General features: G+C 63.5%; 14 protein-coding genes. 8 read left to right on the top strand and 6 right to left on the bottom strand.

Features of this window, described 5'->3' with window-relative positions:
• Window positions 1–31 precede the first annotated feature (31 nt).
• The 5 genes from AWB74_RS12085 to AWB74_RS12065 all read left to right on the top strand — a co-directional run bounded on the left by AWB74_RS12085 (window position 32) and on the right by AWB74_RS12065 (window position 4,791).
• A complete protein-coding gene (locus AWB74_RS12085; RefSeq protein WP_061147003.1) occupies window positions 32–1,027 on the top strand; it encodes a hypothetical protein in 996 nt (331 codons plus the stop codon).
• A gap of 85 nt (window positions 1,028–1,112) precedes the next feature.
• Entirely contained in the window at window positions 1,113–2,576 is a 1,464-nt protein-coding gene (locus tag AWB74_RS12080) for an aldehyde dehydrogenase family protein (protein WP_061147002.1), read from the top strand.
• A gap of 15 nt (window positions 2,577–2,591) precedes the next feature.
• Window positions 2,592–3,647, top strand: a complete 1,056-nt coding sequence (locus AWB74_RS12075) for a maleylacetate reductase (RefSeq protein ID WP_061147001.1) — start codon at window positions 2,592–2,594, stop codon at window positions 3,645–3,647.
• Entirely contained in the window at window positions 3,644–4,462 is an 819-nt protein-coding gene (locus tag AWB74_RS12070; RefSeq protein ID WP_061147000.1) for an intradiol ring-cleavage dioxygenase, read from the top strand. Before AWB74_RS12075 ends, AWB74_RS12070 begins: the two co-directional genes overlap by 4 nt.
• Complete coding sequence (locus tag AWB74_RS12065; protein WP_061146999.1) at window positions 4,459–4,791, top strand: Rieske (2Fe-2S) protein; 333 nt, start codon at window positions 4,459–4,461, stop codon at window positions 4,789–4,791. The genes AWB74_RS12070 and AWB74_RS12065 overlap by 4 nt, the downstream gene beginning before the upstream one ends.
• Here AWB74_RS12065 and AWB74_RS12060 read toward each other — a convergent pair.
• The 5 genes from AWB74_RS12060 to AWB74_RS12040 form a co-directional block, all read right to left on the bottom strand.
• Window positions 4,772–6,031 carry a glycoside hydrolase family protein gene (locus tag AWB74_RS12060; protein WP_235024548.1) on the bottom strand — a complete coding sequence of 420 codons (1,260 nt, stop codon included), beginning with the start codon at window positions 6,029–6,031 and terminating at the stop codon, window positions 4,772–4,774. The genes AWB74_RS12065 and AWB74_RS12060 overlap by 20 nt on opposite strands.
• A gap of 381 nt (window positions 6,032–6,412) precedes the next feature.
• Entirely contained in the window at window positions 6,413–7,156 is a 744-nt protein-coding gene (locus tag AWB74_RS12055; RefSeq protein WP_061146998.1) for a FadR/GntR family transcriptional regulator, read from the bottom strand.
• An 18-nt stretch (window positions 7,157–7,174) separates the two neighbouring features.
• Window positions 7,175–7,951: an ATP-binding cassette domain-containing protein gene (locus AWB74_RS12050; protein ID WP_061146997.1), complete on the bottom strand. Its 777-nt coding sequence runs from the start codon at window positions 7,949–7,951 to the stop codon at window positions 7,175–7,177.
• A complete protein-coding gene (locus tag AWB74_RS12045) occupies window positions 7,951–8,961 on the bottom strand; it encodes an ABC transporter permease (RefSeq protein WP_061146996.1) in 1,011 nt (336 codons plus the stop codon). The genes AWB74_RS12050 and AWB74_RS12045 overlap by 1 nt, the downstream gene beginning before the upstream one ends.
• A gap of 284 nt (window positions 8,962–9,245) precedes the next feature.
• Complete coding sequence (locus AWB74_RS12040; RefSeq protein WP_061146995.1) at window positions 9,246–10,358, bottom strand: sugar ABC transporter substrate-binding protein; 1,113 nt, start codon at window positions 10,356–10,358, stop codon at window positions 9,246–9,248.
• Window positions 10,359–10,660: 302 nt separating this feature from the next.
• Here AWB74_RS12040 and AWB74_RS12035 point away from each other — a divergent pair, with 302 nt between their 5' ends.
• The gene (locus AWB74_RS12035; RefSeq protein WP_061146994.1) at window positions 10,661–12,403 is read left to right on the top strand and encodes an IlvD/Edd family dehydratase; all 1,743 of its coding nucleotides are present in this window, start codon (window positions 10,661–10,663) and stop codon (window positions 12,401–12,403) included.
• A gap of 15 nt (window positions 12,404–12,418) precedes the next feature.
• Here the strand turns inward: AWB74_RS12035 and AWB74_RS12030 are convergent, their stop codons facing one another.
• Window positions 12,419–13,327 (bottom strand): DMT family transporter, encoded by a 909-nt coding sequence (locus AWB74_RS12030; protein WP_061146993.1) that lies wholly within the window; start codon window positions 13,325–13,327, stop codon window positions 12,419–12,421.
• 233 nt (window positions 13,328–13,560) lie between these two features.
• Between AWB74_RS12030 and AWB74_RS12025 the strand changes: the two genes are divergently transcribed.
• Window positions 13,561–14,421 carry a class I SAM-dependent methyltransferase gene (locus tag AWB74_RS12025; RefSeq protein WP_061146992.1) on the top strand — a complete coding sequence of 287 codons (861 nt, stop codon included), beginning with the start codon at window positions 13,561–13,563 and terminating at the stop codon, window positions 14,419–14,421.
• 8 nt (window positions 14,422–14,429) lie between these two features.
• On the top strand, window positions 14,430–14,888 hold the full coding sequence (locus AWB74_RS12020; RefSeq protein ID WP_061146991.1) for a cupin domain-containing protein: 459 nt from the start codon (window positions 14,430–14,432) through the stop codon (window positions 14,886–14,888).

Here is a 14,888-nt window from a genome sequence, read left to right as displayed (position 1 = left end):
CCGCGAACCCTCGTCTTTCGGAGCAAAAATCATGGATCAAACCGTATTCCTGCAAAGCGTCGTCGCCACCGATCCCGACGCGGCCACCGGCTACCGCACCTTCAAACTGGGCGATTTCGAATTCAGCCGCGACGCGTATTTCGTCACCGTGAAGTGGCCGGCGCACGGCCAGACGCGCTCGCATCAGATGCACGCCGACGACTTCCTGCGCGCGATGATGCGCGACGTCGCATGGGGCTTCTTCTACGGCTGGGTCAACTTCGACGAAGTGATCGGCACGCGCAATCACTACGGCAAGGTCGACATGTACGCCGGCGCGTATAACGCGAGCTTCCGCGACGCGGGCGTCGATTACACGCAGCAGTTCGAAACGCCGATCATCATGGCGACCTTCAAGGCGATCCTGAAGGACTGGGTCAACGAAGGCTTCGATCCGTTCGCGGCGCCCGAGGAAACCGGCTCGGCGTTCGGCGCGAAACATGGCGACAACATCGCGGCCATCGACCGCACACGTATCGCGACGAAGCGCATGCCCGGTCTCGAAGGCGATTCGCCGTTGCGCGACGACTTCCCCGTGAATCGACAGTTCGCGGACGTATCGCAAGACGAGCCCGAGATTCACGCGGAACCCGGTTTCGAAGGCCAGTTGCACGCGTTCAGTCTCTTCAAGTATCTGTCGCGCTCGGACGTGACGTGGAATCCGTCGGTCACTTCCGTCTGCAAGCAAAGCCTCTTCTGCCCGACGACCGAGGAGTTCGTGCTGCCGGTCTTTCATGGCAACGATCGCGTCGAGTGGTTCCTGCAACTGTCGGATCAGATCATCTGGGATGTCGCCGATAAAGACACGGGCGAGCCGCGCGCGCGCATCACGATGAACGCCGGCGATATCGCCGCGATGCCCGCCGACATTCGCCACAAGGGTTATTCGCAGAAGCGCTCGATGTTGCTCGTCTGGGAAAACGCGACGCCCGATCTGCCCAAGCGCTACGAAAGCGGCGAGCTGCCGCCGTATCCGGTCGCGCTTTAAATCCCTGTCCTTTGAATCTCGACGGCGCCTTGAACGAAGGCGTCGCGAGAGAGGCTTCGTCTTCAATCTTCGACACGAGCAAGACATGCAAACGCAACTCTTCATCGATGGCCGCTTCGTGCCCGCCCTGTCCGGCGAAACGCTCGCGACCCTGAATCCGCACGACAACAGCGTGATCGCGCAAGTGTCGATGGCTGGCCGCGAGGATATCGACCGCGCAGTCGATGCCGCGAAAAAGGCGTTCCCGAAGTGGAGCGCGATGGCCGCCGCCGATCGCGGCCGCCTGCTTTTGAAACTCGCCGATGCGATCGAAGCCAACGCCGATGAACTCGCGCGCCTCGAATCGATGGACACGGGCCACCCGATCCGCGATACGCGCAATCTCGACGTGCCGCGCACCGCCGCGACCTTCCGTTATTTCGGCGGCATGGCCGACAAGTTCGAAGGCTCGGTGATTCCCGTCGAAGCCGGCTTCCTGAACTATCTGACGCGCGAGCCGGTTGGCATCGTCGGGCAAGTGGTGCCGTGGAATTTTCCGCTGATGTTCACGAGCTGGAAGATGGCGCCCGCGCTCGCCGCGGGCAATTGCGTCGTGATGAAGCCCGCGGAACTCACGCCTTTGTCGAGCCTCGCGATCGCCGAACTGATGGCCGAAGTCGGCTTTCCCGCGGGCGTCGTGAACGTGCTGCCGGGGCTCGGGGCGATCGCCGGGCAATACATTGCGGAGCATCCGGATATCGGCAAGGTCGCGTTCACCGGATCGACGGCGGTCGGGCGCAAGATCGTGCAGGCATCGAGCGGCAACCTGAAGAAGGTGCAGCTCGAACTCGGCGGCAAGGGCGCCAACATCGTCTATGGCGACGCCAATCTCGATGCCGTCGTGCAAGGCTCCGCGTTCGGCATCTTCCATAACCAGGGGCAGGCGTGCATCGCGGCATCGCGATTGATCGTGCATGAATCCATCGCCGATGAATTGCTGGAGCGCTTCACGTCGCTCGCACGTTCGATCCGCATCGGCGATCCGCTCGATCCGTCGACGGAAATGGGGCCGCTCACGTCGCAGATGCATCGGGACCGCGTGCTGTCTTATGTCGATGTCGCGCGCGAGCAGGGCGGCCGCGTGCTCGCGGGCGGCAAGGCGCCGGACGCCGCCGCGCTCGCCAAAGGCTGCTATGTCGAGCCGACGATCGTGCAGGCGAAACCCACCGACCGCGTCGCGCAGGAGGAAGTGTTCGGCCCGTTCGTCGCCGTCAGCACATTCAGAAGCGATGAGGAAGCGCTCGCGATCGCCAACGGCACCGAATACGGCCTCGGCGCGGGACTCTGGACGCGCGATCTGCAACGCGCGCATCTCGTCGCGCGGCAATTGCACAGCGGCATGGTGTGGATCAACTGCTACAAGCGCGTGAGTCCGGGATCGCCCTTCGGCGGCGTCGGCGCGAGCGGTTACGGGCGCGAAATGGGCTTCGAAGTGATGCGCGAATATACTCAGGCCAAGTCGGTGTGGGTGAATGTCGACGCGAATATTCCGCCTTACTATCCGCGCTGAAGCGCATCGGGAATCATGCAATCGTTCATCTATCAGGGCATGCCGTCACGCGTCGTGTTCGGTGCGGGAAGCATCGAACATATCGAACGCGAGATCGAACTTCTCGGCGCGAAGCGCGCGCTCATTCTCTCGACGCCGCCGCAGCGCGATCAGGCAGAAGCGCTCGCCGAACGCATCGGGCCGCGCGCGGCGGGCGTGTTCGCCAAAGCGGTGATGCACGTGCCCGTCGAGACCGCGCGCGAGGCGCGCGAGTTTGCGCAACGCATCGGCGCGGACTGCGCGATCGCCATCGGCGGCGGCTCGACGACGGGTCTCGGCAAGGCGATCGCGCTGACATCGTCGCTGCCGATACTCGCCGTGCCGACCACTTACGCGGGCTCGGAGATGACGCCGATCTACGGTCTCACCGAAGCGGGCCTGAAGAAAACGGGCCGCGACCTGCGCGTGCTGCCGAAGACGGTCATCTACGATCCGCAACTGACGGTATCGCTGCCGGCGTTGCTTTCGGTGACGAGCGGTATCAACGCGATCGCGCACGCGGCGGAAGGGCTTTACGCGCAGGACGCGAATCCAGTGATAAGTCTGATGGCGGAAGAGGGCATTCGCGCGCTGGCGCAGGGCATCGGCAAAGTGGTGTCGAAGCCCGGCGATATCGACGCGCGCAGCGATTGTCTTTACGGCGCGTGGCTGTGCGGCGCGGTGCTCGGCAGCGTCGGCATGTCGTTGCATCACAAGCTGTGTCACACGCTCGGCGGCACGTTCAACCTGCCGCACGCGGAAACGCATACTATCGTGTTGCCGCACGCGCTCGCCTACAACCGCGACGCCGCGCCCGACGCGATGAAGCGCATCGCCCGCGCGCTCGGCACTGACGATGCCGCGCAAGGCGCATTCGACCTCGCGCGCGCGAACGGCGCGCCGACCGCGCTGAAGGATATCGGCATGAAGGAAAGCGATATCGATATCGCCGTCGACGTCGCGATGAAAAGCCCGTACTGGAATCCGCGGCCGGTCGAATGCGCGCCGTTGCGCACGCTGCTGGAAGCGGCTTACGAAGGACGACGACCATGAACGAATCGCTTACGCAGTCCGTCACCGACGCCTTCGGCCAATGCGCCGACGCGCGCACGAAGGACATCGTCACCGCGCTGGTGCGGCATCTGCATGCGTTCGCGCGCGAAGTGAACCTGACGCACGATGAATGGCGACGCGGCATCGAATTTCTCACCGCTACCGGCAAGAAGTGCGACGGCATCCGGCAGGAGTTCATTTTGTTGTCGGATACGCTGGGCCTTTCGATCGTGCTCGACGACATCAACCAGCATCACGACGAAGCCGCGACCGAAAGCAGTTTGCTCGGTCCGTTCTATCGCGATGGCGTGAAGGAGTCGGCGTTCGGCGCGAATATCGCGCAAAGCGATGGCGAGGCGGTGTTCTTCCACGGCACGGTGCGCGAGGTGAGCGGCAAGGCCGTTCCCGATGCGTTGATCGAAGTCTGGCAGACCGCGCCGAACGGCATGTACGAAGGACAGGACCCGGACCAGCCCGAAGGCAATCTGCGCGGACGATTCCGCACGAACGCGGACGGTGCATACGCATTCCATTCCATCAAGCCGACAAGCTATCCGATTCCAACGGACGGTCCCGTCGGCCAGATGCTCGTCGCGACGGGCCGTCATCCGATGCGTCCCGCGCATATCCACTTTCGCATCGACGCGCCCGGCCACGAGTCGCTGACGACCGCGCTCTATTCCGCCGACGATCCCTACGTGAAGTCCGATGCGGTGTTCGGCGTGAAGCCGTCGCTCGTGATCGAGTACGCGCGGAAGGACGGCGGTTACGACGTGGCGCGTGATTTCACGCTGATCGCCAAGGAGCGCGCGTGAACGCGATCTGCTCGCTCGACGACGTGCCCGATGGCGGCGGTCTCGAAGCCGCGCCGTCCGTGCTCGTGTTGCGCCGTGGCGGCGAAGTCTGGGCGTATCGCAACGTGTGCCCGCATTTCTCGATTCCGCTCAACTATGAGCCGAACGCGTTCTGGACTTACGAAGGCGGCCTCTTGATGTGCGCGCATCACAGCGCGATGTTTCGCTTCGAAGACGGCGTGTGCGTCGATGGTCCGTGTCTCGGCGCGAGCCTCCGGCGCATTCCGATTCGCATCGAGAATGGCGCCGTGTCGGTCGAGGAAGACGTACTCACATCGGGTGCGCCGTGATGAAGGTCTTGAACGCTGTGTAGGCGGGCTTCGGCGTGAGGCCATCGTTCCTCAGCAGGCCGAACGCGCCTTCTCCGCCGACAGGATCGTCGTACAGCTCGTACACCTGAATCGACTCGATGTCATACGTCGATGCCAGCGAGACGAACTGCGCCATCATCGTGTTGCCGACGAGATACGCGGCGATCTGCTGATCCGTGCCGTAGTTCGGGCGCACGCCGAACTCGTTGATCCAGATCGGCTTGCCGAGCGCCTTGAGCGCGGCGAGCACGTTGTGACAGCCGGTGCCGCCGCACGCATTCGTGATATCGCCTTGTTCCGAGTACCAGTGCCACGCGGTGATGTCCCAGTCGACGACCGGATGCCCGATGCTGCCGTCCGGCTCCATGCCGGCCGCGAGCATCTGATCGAAGCCATAGTGCAGCCACGTGCCGCCGCCCATGATGATCTTGCCGGAGGTATCGACGGATTTGATGCCCGCGATCATCCCGCGAATGACGCCGCGCAGCTTGCGGAATTTCGCGATATCGAACTGCTGCGGATAGACCCCATCGACATTGCCGATGAGCAGTTCCGCTTCCATCTCGTTCGTCACCTCGTAGTACGGATAGCGGCGCGACGTGGCCGTCTGCTGGCCGAGCGCGAAGCCGGCGTTATACGCTTCGGTTTCGTCGTTGAACGCGCTGATGCCCATCAGCATCACCGGATACACGGTGACGCCGCCCGCCGCCATGATCTGCGCGATGCCCGCGAGCTTGGTCGCGGTGCCCTGGCTGTACACCTCGTTGCGATAGAGCTTCGCGCCGAGATCCTGCAATTGCGAGAGCTGGAGCGCGTAGCTGGAGATGTCGTAGGCGCCGCCTTCGTTGTTGTGGCCGTTCACGCCGTAGAAGAGTCGCGCGGGTTGCTGCGGCGTCGTAACGTTGCCGCCGCCCGCGTTCGCGCCGGAAGCCGGAGCGGGCGCGCTGACGACAGGATTCGTCGCAGGCGCGTTCGTGACCGGGTTCGACACTGAAGAAGCGGGAGTCTCCGGCGCGACGTTTACGACGCCGCTCGCGGAAGACGGACTCGTCGTGGTTTTCGATGTTTGCGTGCCGGCGGCTGGAATGTCAGAGGCCGAAGCAGAAGTGGAAGCCGACGCCGAAGTTGAAGCGCCGCCGCTCTGCGTTGCATCGGTGGACGATGCGGTGCTGCCACCACCGCCGCCGCCGCCGCCGCACGCGGCGAGCAGCATGCTCATGGCGGCTGCAAGTGCAACAGCCTTGAATCGGGTGAGGCGAATAGCCGGATCGCCGGCGTGAATCAAATTAGTCATGTCGATGCGCACTACTAAATGGTCAAAATCCATCCATGTCCACGAAGTAGGCGCACATTCCCCGGGTCGTCCGGGCAAAGGCGGACGGACCGATGAAGGACCTTCATCCCGCGTCGGACGCAAGGACGTGTGGAATGTTCGTCGATAGACCCCAGTGAGCCGACAGAAAGAGGACGCCGGCGGAACGAAGGGGTATGGAGAAGACCGCGGCGATGCCGGTCTCAATAGGGTTTACGGCGGGGATGAAGGGGACTTGAGACGCGATCGGCACAAGCAAACGTTACGACCGCGTGAATTCGGGAATTCTTACCCGGAAAGCGGCCGGTCCGGTTCGAGCGCGGCGCCGCCGAGTATCGAGTTGGCGTCGGCGCGTGCGTTGTCGAGCTGCACGACGCTCGCCTGACGCGCCGCGAGCGCATCGCGGTTTGCGATCGCGGTGAAGATCGCCTTGTGGCGCGGCAGGGAAAGCGCGTGCGTGTTCGGATGACGGCTCGTGAGCTTGATCGATTCGGTCAGCGCAAGCGACAGCATGTTGCCGATATACGCGAGCATGTCGTTGTGCGTCGCCGACATGACTGCGCGATGAAACTCGAGATCCGGATCGAGCAGTTCGGCGGCGGTTTGCGCGCTTTCCATGCGTTCGTAGGCGGCGCCGATGCGCGCGATGTCGTCGGCGGTGGCGGAAATGGCCGCGAGCGCGGCGGCGGCGGGCTCGATGATCTGCCGCACCGTCATCAGCGAGCGGAAGAACTCGCCTTCGGGAAGATGGCTGATGGTCCACACGAGCACATCGGGGTCGAGCATGTGCCATTCTTCGCGCGCGCGCACGACGCTGCCCACGCGCGGCTTCGACACGACGAGTCCCTTCGCGACGAGCACGCGCGTCGCCTCGCGCAGCACCGGGCGGCTCACGCCATACGCCTCGCACAGCGACGGCTCGGCGGGCAGACGCTCGCCCGGCGCGATGCCGCCGCTCACGATCCGCATGCCGAGCTCCTGCACGATGCGCCCGTGCATGCTCTTGCGTTGCTTCGGATTGCGGTAATCCATGATGCGGCCTGCCGGCGTCTAATTCGCGGTCGTCGCGCGCATCGCCCGATATTCGCGCCTCACGATATCCATCAGCTCCGCGACCGATGTATTCGCGCTGCGTTGCTCGTAGGTCACGCGGCCGCGCTGCATCAGCATGATGCGATCGGCGATATCGAGCGTCTGCGCGTAGTTGTGCATGATCATGATGATCGAGAGCCCGCCTTTCTCCTTCAGGCGCATCACGAGATCGATGATGAGCGCGGCCTCGCGCGCGCCCATCGCGGCGAGCGGCTCGTCGAGCAGCAGAATCTTCGCGTTCGAATGCACTGCGCGCGCGACGGCAATCGCCTGACGTTGCCCGCCCGACAAACGCTCGACCGGCAGATCGACGGAAGGCACGTGCACGCCGATATCGTCGAGCAAGCGAGCGGCCCGTTCGCGCATCTGCTTGTGATCGACGAGACGCAACATGCCCGCCGGCCCGCGCCGCACGATCTCGCGGTTGAGAAACATGTTGTGATAGATCGACAGCGAGTTCGCGAGCGCGAGATCCTGATACACGCATTCGATGCCGAGCGCGCGCGCATGATCGACGGACTTGAGCAGCGTCTCTTCGCCGTGCACGTGCAACGTGCCGCTCGTCTGCTGATGAAAGCCCGTGAGGATTTTCACGAGCGTCGATTTGCCCGCGCCGTTATCGCCGAGAATGCCGAGAATCTCGCCTTTGCCGAGCGCGAACGAAACGCCGTCGAGCGCGGTCACGGCGCCGAATCGTTTGACGATGTTGTCGCCGCGCAGAGCGAAATCGTCCATCACCGTGCTCCCTTGCGGCGAATGCGCCCGACGTGGATGTTGAAGATCATCGCGGCGAGAATCGCGCCCCCGAGAATGATGTTGAACGTGAACGCATTGATGCCGATGAGCGTGAACCCATCGCTCAGAATACCGAGCACCGCTGCGCCGAGCAGCCCGCCGACGATCGTGCCCGAGCCGCCCGTCAGCGGCGTGCCGCCGATCACCGCTGCCGCGACGGCAAGAAACATGATCTGATTGCCGCCCGCTTGGGGATCGATCGACGTGATGCGAAAGCTTTCGAGCACGCCCGTGAAGCCCGCGAGCACCGCGGCAAGCACGAAATTGCCGAGCCGCAGCCGGTTCACGTGAATGCCCGCCTCGCTCGCGCCGATCGGATTCGCGCCCGCCGCCTGCGTATGCAGGCCCCAGCGCGTGTGCCGCAAGAGCACGTGCATGACGAACGCGATCGCCACGGTCCAGATGATCTCGCTGTAGCCCCACGCGCCCATCACGGATGCGAATTCCGGCGAGCCGGGCGTCGCGGCGGGCGTGCCGCGCGAGACCGTCAGCGTGATGCCGTTGATCAGAAAGAGCGTGCCGAGCGTCGTCACGAAAGACGGCAGACGCAGATAGACCGTCACGGCGCCATTCACGAAGCCGATGATCGCCGCCGCGATCAGCCCGGCGATCACCGCGAGCCACATCGGCGCGCCGGCCTCGTTGGCGAACACCATCATGAATGGCGCGAAGGCGAACACCATGCCCGCCGACAGATCGATATCGCCGCCGATCATCAGCATGATCTCGCCGAACGCGATGATCGCGACCGGCGCGATGTACTGCGAGAGATTGACGAGGCTCGCGTTGCTGAGCAGGAAGTCGTGATTGAGAAACTGAAAGTAGGCGCAGAGCAGCACCGCTACCAGCAGGATGCGCAACTCGGGCGCCCAATGCGACATCCAGGCCCCGCGCGGGCTTTCGACCCGCGCGGGCGCCTCGGCTTTACGAGGTTCGTTCACCGTGTTCATTAGGGTCTGTTCACCTGTAAAACGTGCATGCGTTGCCCCGTAAAGGGCCGCTCGCAAGGAATGAGACGAAGCTAAGACCGGGCGTCTTCGCGAGGAGCATGACGCGGCGAGCGGCCCTTTACGGGGCAACCCCTGATTAGAAATAGGTTCTCGGGGAACGCCCGAAATCGGCCGTATTGCGGCGTCGCGCGTCGCTTGTTTGGGGAGGCCAAACGGCGCGCCGCGCTCCTTGCACTCCAGCCGATTTCGGGCGTTCGCATGTACGTTTTACAGGTGAACAGACCCTAAGACTTGATCGCGCCTTTCATCGGCACGATCTGCGGCTTCGTGGTCTTGCCTTCATAGCGCGTCGATGTATTGAGGTACGGCTCGACCGTGTCCTTCGTCACGAACTTGAGACCCGTGTTGATGTTCGCCGGCCCGACGAGCCCGCCCGAGGCGAGAAACACGAACGCTTCCATCACGGTATAAAAGCCTTGCACATAAGGCTGCTGGTCGATGGTGAAATCGAGAAAGCCTTCGTGAATGAGCTGGATGGTCTGCGGCAAGAGATCGAAGCCGCCGCCATGCACACCCTTCGAAGGCAGGCCCGATTCCTTCATGACTTGCGCGACGCCCTGCGTGCTGCCTGCATCGACGGCGAACATGCCTTTCAGGTCCTGATGGCCGAGATAGAACGACTTGATCTTCGACAGCTCTTCGTTGACGGTCGCGCCCGTCGCCACGGTTTGAATGTCGATCTTCTTGCCGGACTTCTTGATTGCGTCGCTCGCGCCATCCAGACGCGGTTGAATGTTCAACTGTCCTGGCGTCGCGATGAAGAGCGCGACCATGCCGCTGTCGACGAGACTCGCGATGCGTTCGCCCATCTGATAGCCCGACAGATACAGGTCCTGGCCGATATACGCGAGACGCGGATTGCTTTTGTCGCGCGGCGCGTCGGCGTTGTAAGCGAACACGGGAATGCCTGCGTCGAGCGCGGCCTGAATGGGCTTGTCGAACGCGTTCGGATCGACGATCGGCACGGCGATGGCATCGGCCTTCGCGGCGATCGCGGAATTCACCGCGCGCACCATTTCGCCTGCATCCGACGTGGCCGAGCCGGTCCACTGATAGTCCATGCCGAACATCGCGCACGCGTCCTGAATGCCGTATTGCGTCGGCACGAAGAACGGATTCGTCGTCACGTGATTGACGAACACGATCTTCCATTTCTTGTGCTGCGGGAACGCCGCTTCGGCTGCCTGCGCGGTCGAGATCAGACCGCCCGCGCCGCTCACGCCGCCCAGAAGCGAGAGCGCAGCGCCAAGGCCCACGCCCTGCATGAGCCCGCGCCGGCCCGAATTGATGATGCCGCCGATGCCGTCGTTTGCGTCGTCGTCGCGATTCTGCGCCATGTCTTCCTCCGGTCTCTTCTTCGTTGGTCGAATACAGGGTTTTTCACGGCACGCCAAACGCGAAGCGGCTTTCATGTTCGAAAGCAGAAAGCGTTGCGGATGACGATGCAAGCAGTGCGAGAGGATTGTTCGATAGCGCGGCGGTTTTTGAACTAGTAATTGGGATATGCGAAGCCCGCGCGCCGACTTCAATAGACAAACTATATGCAGTGCGTTTTGACGTTTCGATTAGCGTTTTCCCGGTACGTGCCCTCGATATAGTCATGCTATTCATAGGTCTTTCTCACAGAGTGAGCACAGCCATGAGCGCCCCCGCATTCAAGCTCCGCTCGGCCGCCTGGTTCGGCACCGCGGACAAGAACGGCTTCATGTACCGGAGCTGGATGAAGAACCAGGGCATTCCGGATCACGAGTTCGCGGGCAAGCCCATCATCGGCATATGTAATACGTGGTCCGAACTAACGCCGTGCAACTCGCACTTTCGCAAGCTCGCCGAGCACGTGAAGCGCGGCGTGTTCGAGGCGGGCGGATTTCCCGTCGAGTTTCCCGTGTTCTCGAACGGCGAATCGAATCTGCGGCCCACCGCGATGTTCACGCGCAATCTCGCGAGCATGGACGTCGAAGAAGCGATACGCGGCAATCCCGTCGATGCCGTCGTGCTGCTCGCCGGCTGCGACAAGACCACGCCCGCGCTGCTGATGGGCGCGGCGAGCTGCGACGTGCCCGCGATCGTCGTCTCCGGCGGCCCGATGCTCAACGGCAAGCACGAAGGACGCGATATCGGCTCGGGCACGGTCGTGTGGCAACTCAGCGAGCAGGTGAAGGCGGGCAAGATTTCGATTCACGAGTTCATGTCGGCGGAAGCGGGCATGTCGCGCTCGACGGGCACCTGCAACACGATGGGCACCGCATCGACGATGGCGTGCATGGCCGAATCGCTCGGCGTCACGCTGCCGCACAATGCCGCGATTCCGGCCGTCGATTCGCGCCGTTACGTGCTCGCGCATCTGTCCGGCATGCGTATCGTCGAGATGGCGCTTACGGATGTGCGGCTCTCGAAGCTGCTCACGCGCGAGGCCTTCGAGAACGCGATCCGCACGAATGCGGCGATCGGCGGATCGACGAATGCGGCGATTCATCTGAAGGCGATTGCCGGACGTATCGGCGTGAAGCTGGAACTCGACGACTGGACGCGCATCGGGCGCGGCACGCCGACGCTCGTCGATCTGCAGCCTTCAGGACGTTTCCTGATGGAAGAGTTCTATTACGCGGGCGGCTTGCCCGCCGTATTGCGGCGCCTCGGCGAAGCGAAGCTGATTCCGCATCCCGATGCGCTCACGGCGAATGGCCGCACGCTGTGGGAGAACGTGAAGGACGCGCCGCTGTATAACGACGAAGTGATACGCACGCTCGACAAGCCGCTCGTCGCGGATGGCGGATTGTGCGTGCTGCGCGGCAATCTGGCGCCGAATGGCGCGGTGCTGAAGCCATCGGCGGCGACGGCGTCGCTCCTGAAACATCGCGGCCGCGCGGTCGTGTTCGAGGACTTCGACGACTACAAGCGCCGTGTCGCCGATCCCGATCTCGATGTCACGCCGGACTCCGTGCTCGTGCTGAAGAACTGCGGGCCGAAGGGTTATCCGGGCATGGCGGAAGTCGGCAACATGGGCCTGCCGCCGAAGATACTGGCGCAAGGCGTGACGGACATGGTGCGTGTATCGGATGCGCGCATGAGCGGCACAGCGTATGGCACCGTCGTGCTGCATGTGGCGCCCGAGGCGCGCGCGGGTGGGCCGCTCGCGATCGTGCGCGACGGTGACTGGATCGAGCTCGATTGCGACAAGGGCGTGTTGCGCATCGATATCGGTGACGAAGAGATCCGCGCGCGGCTCGATGCGTGGAACGCGGCGAAGCGCGAGATTCCCGAAGATCGCACGGGCTATCGCAAGCTGTATGTCGAGCACGTTTTGCAAGCCGATGAAGGCTGCGACTTCGACTTTCTCGTCGGCTGCCGCGGCGCCGATGTGCCGAAGCATTCGCATTGAGGCTCATCGTTATCGCTATTTGCGCGGGCTCCACGTTGCAATCGCGACGCCGAGCACCGCGACGCCCATCGCCCACCATGCGGCTGTCGGCAGGACTTCGCCGAGAAAGAACCAGGAAAGGACCGCGGCCGCGGGCGGCACGAAGAAGAACAGCGACGCCACTTGCGAGACTTTGCCCGCACGCGTCATCGCGAGCAGCAGCGTGATCGCGATCAGCGAATTGCAGATGACGAGATACGCGAGCGTGGCGATGAACGTCGGCGTCCATTGCACCGGCGTGTGCTCGAAGCCGAGCGCCATCGGCGCGCAGAAAATCAGGCCGACGCTGTATTGCACGAGGTTCGACGTCAGCGGATCCTGCGCGGTGCCGAGGCGCTTTTCGTAGAGCATCGCGCCCGTGATGCCGATGAGCGCGCCGACCGCGAGCAACACGGGCCCGAGCGATTCGGCATGCAGCGGCCCGCGCGCGGCGATCACGCCCGCCGCGCCCGCGAGACCGAGGAGCAGGCCGATCCAGCGCCGCGCGCCGATCCGCTCGCCGACGAACGTCGGCGCGAGCACGCCGACGAGAATCGGCTGCAAGGACACGATCAGCGCGAGCACGGATGTCGCGATGCCCGCCGTCATCGACAGATAGCTGAGCCCGAAGTACATCACCTGCACGAGAAAGCCGACGACGACGAGATGCAGCCACGCACGCGCATCGCGCGGCCATTGCGGGCGCCTGATCGCGCATACGGCGAGCAGCACGCCGATGCTCAATGCGAAGCGTATCGACAGGAACGTGAGCGGCGACGCGTAGCGCAGGCCGGTCTTCGCGATGGGAAATCCCGCGGACCACAGGAGCAGAAACACGACGGGGCCGCCGACGGTGAGCCAGCGTTCGTTGCGAGCGTTCGTGTCGACGTGCGGCGCTTGCGCCATGTCAGAGGCCTTTTCGTGGTTGTGGGCGAAACGTTATGCCATGTTTCGTAAGACGTGCTGCGACCGTCGCCATCATCGAAAGGACGCAGTGTGGACGAACCTTTCTGTCTGCCGATCTAATCACCGCATTTCATGCGGAGATTATCGTAGGTATTCCCCGCACAGGCACATCATTCGCCGCAAGTTCGGGGCGAAGTATGAGACATTCATGCCTTTGGATCGGGCGTTGAATCATGACCGACAAGACTCACGAGGCTCCGGACAGCACGGCGGCGCGCGTCGCGCTTTGGCGCGCGCTGCACGTCGAAGTCGATGCGCCGCCGCACGTGCTGAACGACACCATCGGCCTTCGATTGCTCGCACCCGACGACGATTGGCGCGAGCGCGGCGACATGAACCCCCAGTTCACGCGGCCCTTTCGGGCATCGATCGTCGCGCGTGCACGTTTCATCGAAGATCTCATCGTGCGGGAAACGGAGCGCGGGGTCACGCAGTACGTGATTCTCGGAGCGGGCCTGGACAGCTTCGCGCAGCGCAGGCCGGAGATCGCGTCGCGCATGAAGGTGTTCGAAGTCGATCCGCCAGGGCCGCAGGCATGGAAACGTCGGCGCCTGATCGAACTCGGCTACGGCGTGCCGGACTGGCTGCGTTTCGTGCCCGTGGATTTCGAAGCGGGCGAATCGTGGCGCGAGCAGCTCGTGAAGCATGGCTTCGATGCAAGCCAGCCCGCGATCGTGGTCTCGACGGGCGTCAGCATGTATCTCACGAAGGAAGCGAACGCGGCCACGTTGCGCGAAGTCGCGGGCTTCGCACCGGGCTCGGTCTTCGCGATGACTTTCCTGCTGCCGCTCGAATTCGCGGACCCCGACGTTCGTCCCGGACTCGAGATGGCGGAGAAGGGCGCACGCGCAAGCGGCACGCCGTTCATCAGCTTCTTCCGGCTGGCCGAGATCCAGACGCTGGCGCTCGATGCGGGCTTCACCAAAGCACGACATGTATCGTCGACGGATCTGACGCAGCGCTATTTCGCGAACAGAAGCGACGGTCTGCGTCCGCCGCACAACGCCGAAGAACTCCTCATAGCGAACACCTGAGCCTGCCCATGCCCAAGATCGACCTCGCCGCCGTGCCCGAGATAAAAGGCTCGGGCTATCCGCCGCCTTTCGATGCACCGTGCGCCGATCGCATCCGCCAGCGACTCGGCGATGCAGGCGGCCTGAGCGATTTCGGCGTCAATCTCATGCGCCTGCCGCCGGGCGGCTGGTCGAGCCAGCGTCATTGGCATTCGCACGAGGACGAGTTCGTGTATGTGCTCGAAGGCGAGCTGATGCTGATCGAGGACGAAGGCGAAACGATCCTGCGCGCGGGCGATTGCGCGGCGTTTCGCAAGGGCAGCGGAAATGGCCATCACATGATGAACCGGTCGGCGAAGATCGCGATGTATCTCGAAGTCGGCAGCCGCGTGTTCGATGATCTGACTACATGCTCCGACGTCGACATGATGAGCGCCAATGTCGATGGCCGCTTCGTGCGCAAGGATGGCACGCCTATTTCGATCTGA

This window comes from Caballeronia arvi (assembly GCF_001544695.2).
GTDB lineage: Bacteria > Pseudomonadota > Gammaproteobacteria > Burkholderiales > Burkholderiaceae > Caballeronia > Caballeronia arvi.
The sequence above is the reverse complement of the archived record's forward strand: the minus strand, read 5'-3'. Positions and strand labels throughout refer to the sequence as shown.